At 62.3% G+C, this 13,838-nt stretch carries 12 protein-coding genes and 1 tRNA gene; 8 read left to right on the top strand and 5 right to left on the bottom strand.

The window, feature by feature from the left end:
* Window positions 1-23: 23 nt before the first annotated feature.
* Window positions 24-437 carry a response regulator gene (locus NDB2M4_RS07675; RefSeq protein ID WP_072372679.1) on the bottom strand — a complete coding sequence of 138 codons (414 nt, stop codon included), beginning with the start codon at window positions 435-437 and terminating at the stop codon, window positions 24-26.
* 296 nt (window positions 438-733) lie between these two features.
* On the opposite strand from NDB2M4_RS07675, the gene NDB2M4_RS07670 reads away from it, so the two are divergent.
* Window positions 734-4,174 carry a polysaccharide deacetylase family protein gene (locus tag NDB2M4_RS07670; RefSeq protein WP_210186515.1) on the top strand — a complete coding sequence of 1,147 codons (3,441 nt, stop codon included), beginning with the start codon at window positions 734-736 and terminating at the stop codon, window positions 4,172-4,174.
* Window positions 4,175-4,191: 17 nt separating this feature from the next.
* On the opposite strand, the gene NDB2M4_RS07665 is transcribed toward NDB2M4_RS07670, so the two are convergent.
* A complete protein-coding gene (locus NDB2M4_RS07665; protein WP_083556014.1) occupies window positions 4,192-5,067 on the bottom strand; it encodes a chitosanase in 876 nt (291 codons plus the stop codon).
* A 346-nt stretch (window positions 5,068-5,413) separates the two neighbouring features.
* Between NDB2M4_RS07665 and NDB2M4_RS07660 the strand changes: the two genes are divergently transcribed.
* From NDB2M4_RS07660 to NDB2M4_RS07645, 4 genes are all read left to right on the top strand, one after another.
* Window positions 5,414-6,817: a two-component system sensor histidine kinase NtrB gene (locus NDB2M4_RS07660; RefSeq protein ID WP_072372670.1), complete on the top strand. Its 1,404-nt coding sequence runs from the start codon at window positions 5,414-5,416 to the stop codon at window positions 6,815-6,817.
* Window positions 6,814-7,443 carry a response regulator transcription factor gene (locus NDB2M4_RS07655; protein WP_072372667.1) on the top strand — a complete coding sequence of 210 codons (630 nt, stop codon included), beginning with the start codon at window positions 6,814-6,816 and terminating at the stop codon, window positions 7,441-7,443. The genes NDB2M4_RS07660 and NDB2M4_RS07655 overlap by 4 nt, the downstream gene beginning before the upstream one ends.
* A 127-nt stretch (window positions 7,444-7,570) precedes the next feature.
* Window positions 7,571-7,954 carry a response regulator transcription factor gene (locus NDB2M4_RS07650; protein WP_072372664.1) on the top strand — a complete coding sequence of 128 codons (384 nt, stop codon included), beginning with the start codon at window positions 7,571-7,573 and terminating at the stop codon, window positions 7,952-7,954.
* A 63-nt stretch (window positions 7,955-8,017) separates the two neighbouring features.
* The gene (locus NDB2M4_RS07645; RefSeq protein ID WP_083556012.1) at window positions 8,018-8,971 is read left to right on the top strand and encodes a LysR substrate-binding domain-containing protein; all 954 of its coding nucleotides are present in this window, start codon (window positions 8,018-8,020) and stop codon (window positions 8,969-8,971) included.
* A gap of 23 nt (window positions 8,972-8,994) precedes the next feature.
* Here the strand turns inward: NDB2M4_RS07645 and NDB2M4_RS07640 are convergent, their stop codons facing one another.
* Entirely contained in the window at window positions 8,995-9,984 is a 990-nt protein-coding gene (locus tag NDB2M4_RS07640) for a hypothetical protein (RefSeq protein ID WP_139247141.1), read from the bottom strand.
* A 93-nt stretch (window positions 9,985-10,077) separates the two neighbouring features.
* Between NDB2M4_RS07640 and NDB2M4_RS07635 the strand changes: the two genes are divergently transcribed.
* Window positions 10,078-11,967, top strand: coding sequence for a sulfatase-like hydrolase/transferase (locus NDB2M4_RS07635; RefSeq protein ID WP_083556009.1), 1,890 nt, complete (start codon window positions 10,078-10,080; stop codon window positions 11,965-11,967).
* A 124-nt stretch (window positions 11,968-12,091) separates the two neighbouring features.
* Complete coding sequence (locus NDB2M4_RS07630) at window positions 12,092-12,778, top strand: MarC family protein (protein WP_072372658.1); 687 nt, start codon at window positions 12,092-12,094, stop codon at window positions 12,776-12,778.
* A 19-nt stretch (window positions 12,779-12,797) separates the two neighbouring features.
* Here the strand turns inward: NDB2M4_RS07630 and NDB2M4_RS07625 are convergent.
* A tRNA-Gly gene (locus NDB2M4_RS07625) sits at window positions 12,798-12,872 on the bottom strand.
* Between the two features lie 116 nt (window positions 12,873-12,988).
* Window positions 12,989-13,366: a large conductance mechanosensitive channel protein MscL gene (gene mscL, locus NDB2M4_RS07620; RefSeq protein ID WP_139247160.1), complete on the bottom strand. Its 378-nt coding sequence runs from the start codon at window positions 13,364-13,366 to the stop codon at window positions 12,989-12,991.
* Between the two features lie 203 nt (window positions 13,367-13,569).
* On the opposite strand from mscL, the gene NDB2M4_RS07615 reads away from it, so the two are divergent.
* Window positions 13,570-13,830: a DUF4212 domain-containing protein gene (locus NDB2M4_RS07615; RefSeq protein WP_072372652.1), complete on the top strand. Its 261-nt coding sequence runs from the start codon at window positions 13,570-13,572 to the stop codon at window positions 13,828-13,830.
* Window positions 13,831-13,838: the final 8 nt, after the last annotated feature.

The raw sequence follows: 13,838 nt of genomic DNA, 5'->3' as shown, positions 1-13,838 counted from the left end.
CGCATGCCCCAGTAAAGTTGAGTTTAAAAGTGTGTCTGGGCCAATCCCGGGTCGGGAAGCGTAAAGCGTGGATCGGCAACTTCACGGACCAGCCGCAGTAGGGTGGCGGCGCGGACCGGCTTGGTGATGAAGCGTACGCCGCCTGGAAGGTGATCCTTAGGCTCCAGCACGCCAGAGACGAGAATCACCCCTGTGTTGGGGAAGCTCTCGCGCACGTGCCGGGCAAGTTCGAAGCCGTTGACGCCGCCTGGCATGGAGACATCGCTGACGATGGCACACAGGTTGCCGTCCGAAAGGTGCGTCAGGGCCTCATCGCCCGTTGCCGCGTCGATTACTTCGAAGCCGGACTGACCAAGGATGTCAGAGACGTAGAGGCGCACGAGCGGTTCGTCTTCGACGACCAGAACGGCAGCGGGGCGTTTTGCTGTCGGGTTCATGCGATGCTCAACGGTGAGTGAACTCAGTACGTTCCACGCTCAAAAAGTGGGCGGTGGCTTTGCCTATTTCCTCCCCCTGCGTCGAGGCGCCGCTTGTGGGCGGAGCGGCAGTCGCCGCGCCAGTCGAGCCAAAATTAATGGCGGCTGAACAAGCGGTTAGTGGGCACTTTGCTCAAAGCCAAGCTTACGGAACCGTATGTTTCAGGCGCCTGCGGGCGCTGTTATTCGTCGCGGCCGGATTGCGCAGATAACAGGCGACGAGAGCGGTGCACGGGCACCGGTGACTTGTCCCGCTCATGAGATTTCCCAACGTGCAACGCCATCACATCTTCTTCGATCCCACGCGGCGCCGCTCGCGCGCGATCGGCATTTTGGGCTGGAGCTTCTCGATCGCGAGCACGATCGTGCTCGGTCTTTTCATCGCCAGTATCTTCTTTTTGCAGGGCGATGCCGTGCTGCCGCTCGATCCACCGCACAAGCGGACGGGGATTGCGGTTGCAAACGACATCGCCAAGCGTCGCGAATTGTTGCCGGCTGCGCGGCGGCTGGCTGACGCTGCACGCTCGCGCGTTCGGGCCGCCAACTGGCATCGTTCGACCATGCCGAAGGTGTCGGAGCAGCAATTGCAGTCCGCACGGGCTCGCTCGGGCGCCAGACCGCTTGCGATCGGCTTCTATGTGACTTGGGACGACAGCAGCTTCGCCTCGCTCGAGACGGCGATCTCTAAGCTCGATTGGGTGGTGCCAAGCTGGCTGGAGCTGACTGGTCCAGATATGGCGCTCAAGACCGGGGTGGATTATCGCTCCGTCGAGTTGATCGCAAAGCAGAAGACGCGGCCGAGCGTGCTGCCGATGCTGCAGAACGCCAGCGATGGCAATTGGGACGGCCCCGGACTTGCGCGCATGCTGGCGGATCCGCAGGTGCGCAAGGAGCGCATCTCGCAGCTCGTCGGCTTCCTGAAGACGAACAACGCGCAAGGGCTCGTCGTCGACTTCGAGGAAGTGCCGAAGGATGCGCAACGCAACTATCTGACGTTCCTGCGCGAGATGCGGTCTGCGTTCGCGCCGTATGGGTGGCTTGTGGCGGTCGCCGCGCCGTTCGATGATCCCGACTGGCCTTATCGCAGTTATGCTGCTGCTACCGACTATCAGATCCTGATGGCGTACGACGAGCACTTCGAGGAAGGGAGTGCCGGCGCGATCGCATCGCAGCCGTGGTACGTCGACAAGCTCACTCAGCGCATGCGTGAGCTGGACCCAGAAAAGACGATCATCGCCATCGGCAACTATGCCTACGATTGGTCGGGCAAGGGCCCTGACGACGACATGACGTTCCAGGCAAGCATGTTGTCGTCGAAGGAATCGGAAGCGCCGATCACTTTCGATGCGCAGACGCTCAATCCTCATTTCGAGTATCGCGAGGACGACGGCAGCACGCATCAGGTCTGGTTCCTGGATGCGGTGACGGCACACAATCAGATGCGTGCCGCTGATGTGTTCCGCCCGAAGGGATATGCGCTGTGGCGGCTCGGTTCGGAAGACCCATCGATCTGGTCGCTATTCGGGCGCCCCTATGACGAGCCGATTCCGGCCGCGCTGACGACGATCGTGCCGGGCAGTGACGTCGATATCGAAGGCGACGGAGAAATCCTGAACATAGCCGCGGAGCCGACCAATGGTGCGCGGACGATCCAGACCGATCGCACGGGGCGCCTGATCACTGCCGAGACCTTCACCAAGATTCCGACGTCGTACGTAATTCGCAGGTCCGGCTGGAAGCCGGGCAAAGTGGCGCTGACGTTCGATGACGGTCCGAGTGCGGAGTGGACGCCGAAGATCCTCGATATTCTCAAGGAGAAGGGCGTCGAGGCGACGTTCTTCATCGTGGGTGAAAACGGGGAAACCAACCCGCGGCTGGTGCAGCGGATTCTTGCCGAGGGGCATGAGATCGGCAATCACACGTTCACGCACCCAAACATTGCGCAGGCCTCCAGTGAGGGTGCGCGGCTGGAGTTGAACGCGACCCAGCGGCTCGTTCAGGCGCTGACGGGGCGGTCGATCAGGCTGTTCAGGCCGCCGTTCTTTGGCGATGCAGAGCCGACCACGCCGGAAGAGATCAAAGCGGTGCAAATGGCGCAGTCGCTGGGCTACGCGACGGTGGGGCTGCGTGTCGATCCTGACGATTGGGCGGGACCCTCGGCCGACACCATCGTCAACCGCATAACTCAGCGCATCGCGGACACCAACCCGGAGACGCGCGGACAGGTGATCCTGCTGCATGATGCGGGTGGCAATCGCTCACAGACCGTCGCCGCACTGCCGCGCATCATCGACGGGTTGCGCGCGAAGGGCCTCGACTTCGTTCCGGTATCGCAGCTGGCCGGCTGGTCGTACGACCAGGTGATGCCGCCGGTGCCGCCGGAGGACCACTCGGTCCTGGTAAACTGGTACGTGTTTCTGACGGCAAGCTGGCTGCAGGCGACGATGCATGCGCTATTCCTTCTGGCCATCGGCCTGGGACTAGCGCGGCTCGTTGCACTGTGCGGTCTCGCCGTTTGGAGCCGGGTAAATACGATGCCGGTACCGCCGATTGCGAGCAGTGACGCCAAGCTGGTGTCGGTGCTCATTCCGGCGTTCAACGAGGCGAAGGTTATTTCCGGGTCAGTGGCGCGAATCCTCGACAGCGCGCACGCGAACATCCAGGTGATCGTCATCGACGATGGATCGAGCGACGGGACCAGCGACGTTGTCAGGGCTCAGTTTGCCGGTGACCCGCGCGTTACGCTGCTGACGCTGGCGAACGGCGGCAAGGCACGGGCGATCAATGCCGGTCTCGCCATCGCCAAGGGTGAGATCATTGTTGCGCTCGACGCGGATACGCACTTCGAGCCGGAAACGATTGCACGCCTCGCGCGGTGGTTCGGCGATGAGAAAATCGGTGCAGTTGCCGGTAACGCGAAGGTGGGCAATCGCATCAACGTCATCACCCGCTGGCAGGCACTGGAGTACATCTCAGCGCAGAACCTCGAGCGGCGTGCACTGGCAGCGCTCGACACGATCACTGTGGTGCCGGGAGCGGTTGGGGCGTGGCGGCGCTCGGTGTTGATGGAGCTGGGCGGCTTCCCTACGGATACGCTGGCCGAGGATCAGGATCTCACCATCGCAGTGCAGAAGGCTGGGTATCGCGCGATCTTTGATGCCGACGCGGTGGCGTGGACGGAGGCTCCCGATACGGTAGCCGGTCTTGCGAAGCAGCGGTTCCGCTGGTCGTTCGGGACGTTGCAGTGCCTGTGGAAGCACGCTGACATCACGCTGCGGCCGCGCTATGGCGCGTTAGGGCTGGTGGCGCTGCCGCAGGCGTGGCTGTTCCAGATCCTGCTGGGGCTGGTATCGCCGTTCGTCGACCTGCTGTTGATCATGCAGATTTTCGCGGTTGCGTCCGACTACATGCAGCACGGCGATCAGTTCGACGCGACCCACCTTAAGATGACGCTGATCTACTATGCGATCTTCATCGTCGTCGATCTGATGACGGCGGTGGTGGCGTTCATGTTCGAGAAGCAGGAGAACTGGCGGCTCTTGTGGTGGCTGGCGCTGCAGCGCTTCGGCTATCGGCAGCTGCTGTATTACGTGCTCACCAAGTCAGTCATGAAAGCGGCGAAGGGACACTTTGTCGGCTGGGGCAAGCTCGATCGCAAGGCGACGGTGAACCTCGATACGGCAACGCGCACCTCGTAGGTGTGCGTTGGCGTGTGTCAGAGGATCGTCGCTGTCACGTCGGCGTTGGCGACGGTGATCGGCGGGACGAGGTTGGGGTTGGCGTCGAGGAGCCCGAGGAGGGCATCGACGCGGCGGGCTGACTGACGCCACACCTGGCGCGTTTCGTGATTGGAAGCATTCTCGAGGACCGAGCGGCGCACCTTCAGGAACGCGCGCAGGAATTGCGGTTCTGAGGTGTCGCCGACGTCGCCGTATCTCTCGAGCGTGCGTTTCAGGATGCTTGGAAGCGAGTCGGGATCGGTGCTGGCACCGTGCTGAAGCAGCGTGTCATAAAAGATGGCGATGCCGACGGGCGAAGTGATGCCGACGGCTGCAGCGGATTCGACTGCCGGGTCGAAGTAGAGAAAATCGGCTTCTTTATCGCACGCTTCACCGAGCAGCGGGCTCGAGCGGATTTCGTGGCGCCAGACGTGAGGGAAGTCGTCAAGCTGCTGATCGGTCCATTTGTGTGGCGGCAGCTCGGGAAGGAAGCGCTTCAGCGGCGTTGACGGGTGCTCGGCGGCGTAGCGCTCGATCACCTGCGTGACTTCGCTATTGTAGGTGCAGAAGCCATACTGCGTGACAGTGTAGCCGCGTCCATCGCCAAGGTCTTCGACGTAGGCGTAATCGGGCGCGGGGCGGCCCACTTCAAAGACGTTGGATATTTCCTTGATACGGCGCGCCAGGTTGGGATCGGAAAGATGTTCGCGGTCAAGCGGCATCGGCATCGCGTCGAGACGCGTGGGCACGGATTTGTCGATCGTGTCCTGCCCACGTCCGGACGCGCGCGCCTTGGTCGAGACCAAAGCAAGTAATGAGGCGGCCCAGCCACGACTGGCGAGGCGCAGAATATCTCGGCGGCTTCTTGGCATTGGCGACGTCTCCGGGGAAAGGGTTCGACGCGGGCGACCAGACTAGCGCGTGCATTTAAGCACGACGGGCGGCAAATGGGAGGTAGCGACGGGGCGGCGTTGCGTCGCCGAAGCGGTTACCGCAAGCTGAAAGCTCGACGCCCTTGGTGCACTTAGCGACTATACCAAGGTGTAGCTTGGCGATCGAGTAATTGCCGACGACCGTAAGCGGGCGGAAAGATTTTATTTTATTAGTAGGCTGCAACGGCGTGGCAAGGCTCGCCAGGCAGACTGGGCGGGTTCTTTGCAGCAAACGAGACATTCTCCGGTGCGTCCAAATTCGGCTGTAGCGACTGCTGATCATTCGATGCTGGCGGCAGTCGTTGCGCTGGTGTTGGCCGCCACGATCTTCGTGGTCGATGCCTTCACGCCGCTCGGGATGGCGGTGGCGGTGCTTTACGTCTTGGTGGTGCTGCTCGCAGCGAAGTTTTACGACCGCCAGAAGTTGATTGCCGTGGCGGTGGTGTGCGGATTGTTAACGCTGTTGGCGTTTGCCGTTTCGCATGGCGCAGATATCGAAAGCACGGCCTTTGCCCGGTGTCTGATCAGCCTCGCGGCGATTGGTATTACGACGCTTCTCGTGTTGCAGAACAAGGCGGCCGAGCAGGCACTGCGGGAGCAGGCGAACCTGCTGGACGTGACCCATGACGCGATCATCGTGCGCGACCGGGACGACATCATCCGCTACTGGAACACCGGAGCTGAAAAACTCTATGGCTGGACGGCGGAGCAAGCGCGCGGGCGACGGTCGTACGAGCTTCTGAATGCGGTATTTCCGTTGCCGCTCGCGAGCATCAAAGACGTTCTCGACGCGACCGGCAAATGGGAAGGCGAGGTAACGCACTCCAAGCGTGATGGCTCAACGGTCGTGGTGGCGAGCCGCTGGGCGCTGCAACGCGATGCGCGCGGTGAGCCGATGGCGGTTCTGGAAACGAACAACGACGTGAGCCAGCAGCGCCGCGCGGAGGACGATCTGCGGCAGGCGCAGTCGAACCTCGCGCATGTCAACCGCGTGAGCACACTGGGCGAGATGACGGCGTCAATCGCACACGAGGTGAGCCAGCCGATTGCCGCAATCGTTGCCAGCTCGGGCGCTGCCACCCGGTGGCTGGCGGCGGGCAACATGGACGAGGTGAAGCAGTCGCTTGCGCGCATCTCGCGCGACGGCCACCGAGCAAGTGACGTGATCGGCCGCATCAGGGCGATGGCGATGAAGCTGCCGCCGCGGCAGGATCGCGTGCGTATAAATGAAGCTATCCGCGAGGTGCTGATGCTAGCGCGCGGTGAGGCGGACCGAGCAGGGGCCGATGTGCGTTTGGATCTTGCTCCCAATTTGCCGGCGGTGGCCGCTGACCGGGTGCAGATACAGCAGGTATTGCTCAATCTGGTGGTGAACGCATTCGAGGCGATGACAGCGGGCGATCGTACCCCGCGAGAACTCGTGGTCAGTTCGCGTATGAACGGCGATGGGTTTGTCGAGGTCAGCGTAAGCGATAATGGCCCAGGGTTCACCGACGAGCAGTTGGAGCGGGTTTTCGATGCCTTCTATACGACCAAGTCGAACGGCATCGGAATGGGGCTTGCGATATGCAAGTCGATTGTCGAAGCGCACGAGGGAAAGCTTTGGGCGGAGAAAAATCTTCCGCGTGGAGCGGTCTTTCAGTTTACGCTGCCGAGCATCGAGGCAAACTCCGCCGGGCGCACACAATGAGTGACGAACAAGCCGTCGTTTATGTCATCGACGATGATGAATCGATCCGGGAGGCGCTTCGTAGTTTGCTTGCTACGGTTGGGCTCGACGTCCGGACTTTTGCGACGACACGAGATTTCTTGGAAGCTAAGCGGCCCGACGCCGCAAGCTGCCTGGTGCTGGACGTGCGGTTGCCGGGGGTGAGCGGGCTCGACTTCCAAGGGGAGCTGACGCGCTCCGGGATCGCGTTCCCAATTATTTTCATCAGCGGTCACGGCGATATTCCGATGACGGTGCGCGCCATAAAGGCGGGCGCCATCGAGTTCCTGACGAAGCCGTTTCGCGAACAAGAGCTGCTGGATGCGGTGCAGGCGGGCATACAGCAAGACAGGGAACGGCGCGAAAACGCGGCCGGGATGGTGGGGCTTCAGGAGCGCTTGGGCTCCCTCACAGCGCGCGAGCGCGAGGTGATGGCGCTGGTCGTGACCGGGCTGATGAACAAGCAGATCGCGGGGCAGCTCAACCTCAGCGAGATCACGGTCAAGGTTCACCGCGGCAACGTCATGCACAAGATGCGCGCCAAATCCCTGGCGGAACTCGTGCGCATGGCGGACAAGCTGGGCCTTTCCCCGGCGCCGAAAGCTTGATCCACTATACCTAGGCATAGTCGTCTGCCGCCAAAGGCTAGTTCATGCTGCCAAATTGGTGGGAGCAGCTGCCGTATGTGCAATGTCGCCCTGTTGGTCTGGCTTCTAACGTCAAAACGAACGCGACATGGACGACTTCCTGATGATTTCGATTGTAGACGATGATGAATCTGTTCGCGACGCGACTGCCAGTCTGATGAGGTCGGCAGGATACGCTCCGAAGGCGTTCCCGTGTGCCAAGGATTTCCTCAACTCAGAGGATGTGAAGTCGACGGACTTCCTGATTGCGGATGTTCAGATGCCGGGCATGACGGGCATCGAGCTGCATGATCGGCTCGTCGACGCCGGAGTGCGCATTCCGACCATTCTGATCACGGCTTACCCCGACGCGCGAATGCGTGAGCGGGCGTTCCAATCCGGCGTTGTCGGCTATCTGACCAAGCCGTTCGACGAAGGCGAGCTTCTTCAATGCATCGAAACGGCCCTGCAGTCGGGCAGCACCCCGGAGTAGCCGATTATGAACATTGCAGCACCGTCAGTTTCCTACGGCAGCCGCCTAACGGAGCCCAATGAAATGAGCAGCCCTGCATCCCGCCGCCAGGCATTGCGCAAGGGAGGCGTGCGCGGGACGCAGTTCGCGCAGCTCACGGCGTTCGTTGCGGTTGCTGAGCATCGCAGCTTCACAAAGGCGGCAGAGCGGTTGGGGCTGTCGACGCCTTCGCTCAGCCAAGCCATCAGAGGACTGGAAGAGACGTTCGGGGTGCGCCTGCTCAATCGCACCACGCGCAGTGTGGCGCTGACCGAGGCAGGTGAGCAGCTTCTATTGCACCTAAACCCGGTGCTCGAAGGTGTCGAAAATGCAATCGACGCCGTCAATGCCTATCGCGACACGCCCGGCGGCACGTTGCGGCTCACAGTGCATCCGCTGGCGGCCGTCACTGTGCTTGCCCCGCTGGTGGCCCAGTTCTCGAGCGAGTACCCCTCGATCCAGCTCGAGGTCTCCGTGGACATCGCCTGCCGCGATATCGTGGCGGAACACTTCGATGCAGGGGTGCATCTCAGTGGCAATATCCCCCACGACATGATCGCGGTGCCGGTTGGAGGCAACTTCCGCATCATGACGGTGGCATCGCCCGAGTACCTCGCTCGCAATGCCGAGATCTGCAGTCCGTCGGATCTTGGTGCTCACAATTGCGTCCGGTATCGCTGGGACAAAGCGGTGGCCAATACTTGGGGCTTCATGAAGGGCGGCGCGCGGGTCGATGTCGCGGTCGAAGGAACACTGGTGGTCAACGATCACGAACTGGCGCTGCGTTCGGCCCTTGACGGGGTCGGTGTCGTGCAGCTTCCCGAGGCATCAGTTGCGACGCTCATTGCCGAGGGGCGGCTGGTGCCGTTGCTGGCGGAGTGGTCTCCGAATTGGGGCACCTTCTTCCTGTTCTATCCGAGCCGCCGGCATGTGCCGATGAAGATGAGGTCGCTGGTCGACTTCCTGCGCCGGGAGGCGAAGGCCGCCCGCCGGAAGTAAGGCTGCGACAGCGCCAAGCGGTTTCAGCGTTGCGAGCGGGCTTCATCGAGATAATCGAGGACGGTCGTGGTGAGGTAGGTGATCCAGAGCTGACTGAGGGCGAAGAAGTCGGCGATGTCGTTCTCCAATGGCGGAAGCACCAAGACTGCTCCATCTTCACAGCGGGCGAGCAGTCCGTGGGCCTCGGCGTCGCGCAACAGTTTCAGCACGTGAATGCGCGATGCGTTGATGCGGCGAGCCAGCTCAGAGATCGAAACCTGGATTGGCTGCTGATGCAGGCTGACGCCCGGCTCTGACGCAATCAGCAGAGAGAAAAGTACGAGCATGCCGCCATTACGCTCGCTGAAAAGGCGTAATCCCGGGGTGTGATCGTTGAACCGGAAGCCGGCGCGAAAATGGCTGCTGAGGAGGCGCACCGTCGCTTCGAAGAATTGCTGATCGTCCAGTGAAGCAAGCGCTCGGCCCGCGTCGGGGAGAACTTTTGCCGTGCCTGACAGATGGCAGTGCCATCTGGCGCGCTGCTGGGCGATCAGGCGGTCAGTTGGCACCAGCTCGCGCACGCGGGCGTCGCTTCCGGGCTGCGCTGGTTCGATATAGCCGCCAAATTTCATGAGCGAGAGAAGCGCGCCGGCGCGTGTGGCGCTGCAGATGCGCTGAGCAACACAAAGATCCTTCAGCCGGCCAGGCGTGAGCCCGATGCCCTCGTCGTGGCGGCGAAAGTGAAGATCAAGCATGAATATGGTTGCGAAGAAACGGCCGCGGTCGCTGATGATCGCGTTGACGATGCGGTTGCCGTGATGGTGCTCAACGAGCTTTTCGGCTGTGCAGCGCACGGCCAAGTCGAAGCTTTGCGCAGCTTTGATCTCGGCACGTCGCTTGGGAGAAAGCGGTCCGTGCTCCGACAGGAGCTGGCCGATGTGCTGCCTCGAAATCACCCGGCGCCAAGGCACGTCGTGCGGACGGGCGGCCAAGACGCGACTGGAATACGGGTGGATTTCTACAGTTGAACTCACTTGGTCCTCTGCTAACGACCGATGGGGATGTGCGCGCTGCTCTCCCGGACCGGGACAGGAGCGGTCATTGTCGACAGTGTAAGGGAAAAAACAATGACGGATCGGTCTGGCGTGGACAGGCGAACGGCGCTCAAGCTCGGGCTCGCAGGTGCGGCAGCCAGTGCCGCCAACCTCGAGGCTGCGGCGGCAGACGACAAGGCGAAGGTGGCCGAGAGCGGCCCGCGCCGGCCAAACATCCTGTTCCTGCTGGTCGATGAGCAGCGCTACCCGACCGCTTATGAAAGCGATGCGCTGAAGGAATTCCGCAAAAACTATCTACCGGCCCAGAATGCCTTGGCTGCCAGGGGCCTGACATTCGAGCGCCACTATATCGCTTCAGTGGCGTGCGTGCCGAGCCGCACCTCGCTCTATACGGGGCACTATCCCTCGCTGCACGGGGTCGCCAATACCGATGGGGCTGCGAAGGCGGCGAACGATCCCGAAATGTGGTGGCTGCAGCCGGGCTCGGTACCGACGCTCGGTCACTATCTGCGCTCCGGCGGCTACCGCACCTTCTGGAAGGGCAAGTGGCACGCACATGAGGCCGACCTGAAGATCCCGGGCACGGAAAACGTCGTCACCAGCTACGACGAAAACGGCATTGCCGACACTGCCAAAGAGGGCGTGTACCTCAAGGCGAACGTGCTCGACAAATTCGGCTTCGACGGATGGGTGGGGCCGGAGCCGCATGGCTCGGATCCGCTGCGGTCGGGCTCGTCGGCGGCGGCGGGCAAGCAAGGACGCGATCCGGCGATCTCCGCGCAGGTCGTGAAGCTGCTTCAGGATCTCGATGCGTCGAAGGACGATACGCCGTGGTTCGTGATGGCGTCCTTCACCAATCCGCACGATATCGCGCTGTGGGGCTTCTTCACCAATCTCACCGCAAACTTGCAGGGTCAGTACGACTTCAGCGTGCCCGACCATGTGCCCAAGGACGTGTTCGACAAGGACCTGTTTGCCAAGTCGCGCATGGAAAAGCTCGACAAGAAGCCGTCGTGCCAGGGCTCCTACAAGGACGCCTACAGCCAGTTCATGCAGGCGAGTGCGGTGCGCCCGGACTATTACCGCCTCTATTACAAGCTGCATGCGGATGTCGATAAGCACCTCGGTGAGGTGGTGAGCGCGCTCGAAGGCTCGCGCTTTCTCGACAATACGGTGATCATCTTCACGTCGGACCACGGTGATCTACTCGGCTCACACGGCGGGCTGTTCCAGAAGTGGTACATGGCGTACGAGGAGGCGCTGCACGTTCCCTTTGTCGTGGTGCCGCCTGGCGGCAAAGGCGGGCGCTCGGTGCCAGTGCCGACGAGCCATATCGATCTGGCGCCGACGATCCTCGGGCTAGCGGGCATCGATGCGGAAGCGGCGCGCAAGGCGCTTGCTCCGGGGTTCACCGATGCGCTGCCGCTGGTGGGGCGCGATCTGTCGCCGGTCATCATGGGGGCGGCCGAGCCTGCGACGCTGGCCGGGCCGATATATTTCATGACCGATGATGATCCGAGCCGCGGGCTCGATCAGAAGAACTTCATCGGCCTCACGTACGATTCCGTCACGCAGCCAAACCACGTTGAAACGGTCATCGCTGAGATCGACGGGGCGATCTGGAAGTATTCGCGCTACTTCGATCATCCGCGCTACTGGAGCAGCCCCGGCACCCCGGGAGACAACGGCGTGCACGATCTTGTCGTGAAGCCGCTGCGGCGAGAGCCCAGCGATGAGGGAACGACGCGGCGGCTCTACCAGCAGGATGTGAAGACGACGCCGCGGCCCGACGAGTTCGAGATGTACAACGTGACCGCTGATCCGCTGGAGCTGCAAAATCTCGCTGGCGATGCCAAATGGCAAGAGCGGGAGGCACAGCTCAAGCAACTGCTCACGGAGCAGAGCGCGAAGAAGCGCCTCGTGCCACAGAGCGGTCCGGTGCCCGGTGAGAAAAGGGCATAGGGCTGAGAGAGGAGAAGCCGCAGCCGCCCGACGCGTGATATATCGGCCTCCAGCGCGATGTCGGGGGTGCGGTCTGCCTTGAGCCGCAACGTTCCGACGCGACGAGGAGCCGAGGGAAATCGCGATGTTCTTGCTGGGGGGCGTGGCAGGCAGCTTTCTCGTGGCGCTGCCGGCGCTTTTTTCAATCGTCAATCCGCTCGGCGGGGCGTTGATCTTTCACGAGGTTACGGTCGGTCGCGGCTATGCCGAGCGGGTGCGTCTTGCCTGGCGGGTGGCCTTTTATTCCGGCATCGTGTTGCTGTCAGCGCTGTGGGTCGGCGCGTCGATCATGAGCTTTTTCGGGGTCAGCATCGAGGCCCTGCGTATTGCCGGTGGGATGGTGGTGGTCGCTGCAGCCTGGGAGATGCTCTACAACTCCCAGGTGAGCGAGGATCGCAAGCAGGAGCAGGCGGCACCGGCTGCGGATCGCGCGGATGCTGCTTTCTTTCCGCTGACGATGCCGTTCACGACCGGCCCGGGCTCCATCTCCGTCGCCATCGCGCTCAGTGCCAACCGCCCGACGACGACCACCGAGCTGGTGCCGTTCTTTGCTGGGCTGTCAGGCGCCGCCATCGTCATCGCGCTCACCGTGGGCGTTTGCTACGCCTCGGCGGACCGCGTCGTCGCATTGCTCGGCCCGGCGAGGGCACGCGTGCTGACGCGCCTTGCGGCGTTTCTGCTGCTGTGCATCGGGGTGCAGATCTTCCTGACCGGGGCGCAGAGCGCCATAGCGACAGCCCTTTCGACGGCGCCGTTCGTGCGCGCACCGTGACGGGTCTTGGGCTGGGGTTTGGAGCGGGCGATCGGGATCGAACCGACGACATTCAGCTTGGGAAGCTGACGTTCTACCACTGAACTACGCCCGCGCGAGGAGCCTCATACCATGCCCCGTGCGGGGCCGCAAAACGTCCTGGCGGGGTTGTCCCCGCTGGAGGTTCTCGGACCCGGACGAGGGGAGGAGGCAAGCCCCGGTACGGCCCTGTCACGCTTTCCCTTTGACGAGGGCGTCGCGGATTTCCTTGAGGTAGATTTCCGACTGGGTCGGGGGCGGCGGAGCCGCGGCGGGGGCCGGCTTGCGGGCGATGTTGATCGCCTTGATCAGGAAGAACAGGGCGATGGCGGTGATCAGGAACTGAATGATGGCGTTGAGGAACAGGCCATACTTGATCTCGACCCCCTCGATGGGCGTGACAGCAAGGGAGGAGAAGTCGATCCCGGCGGTCACGTAACCCAGGATCGGCATCATAATATTGGCAACTAGAGTAGAGACGATGGGCGTGAAGGCGGCACCGATAATCACGCCGATGGCAAGGTCGATGACGTTGCCTTTCATCGCGAAATTCCTGAATTCTTCCCACATTGCTTTCATGGCTGCTCCCTCTGTTTGGTCACGGGGCGCACCCGTCCCCCCAAGTTAGTCTAGGTGAAGAAACGGCGGCGCAAAATGCCCCTTCAGGGCTAGTCCAGAGGCATTGCGCCATATATGCGTCTCAGTATTGGCGTGTAGGTGATGGCTGCTCCGGGGGACGCCCCGGCCGAGGCAGGACGAGGGATCGAGCTGACATGATGGAGCGCAAGGAGCGCAAGCCGTACTGGCGGCACACCAAGTGGCAGCTGCTTGCCAGCGTGGTGCCGTTTCTGGTGCTCATCATCGTGATGCCGCTCTACGCGGAGAGCCTCAACGGCGAACGCTTCTTGGGATTCCCGCTCGGCTACTTCCTCAGCGCGCACGGTATCGTGGTGGCGGCGATCTTCACGGTGGCGAGTTTCGTCAACCGACAGGATGCCATCGATCATTGGCACGGCGCGCACGAGGATTCGTGACCGTCAGC

Origin of the sequence: Hyphomicrobium sp. NDB2Meth4 (assembly GCF_900117445.1) — a bacterium.
In the GTDB taxonomy this organism is placed as follows: domain Bacteria; phylum Pseudomonadota; class Alphaproteobacteria; order Rhizobiales; family Hyphomicrobiaceae; genus Hyphomicrobium_A.
Note: the sequence above shows the minus strand (reverse complement) of the source record. Positions and strands in the feature narration are given on the sequence as shown.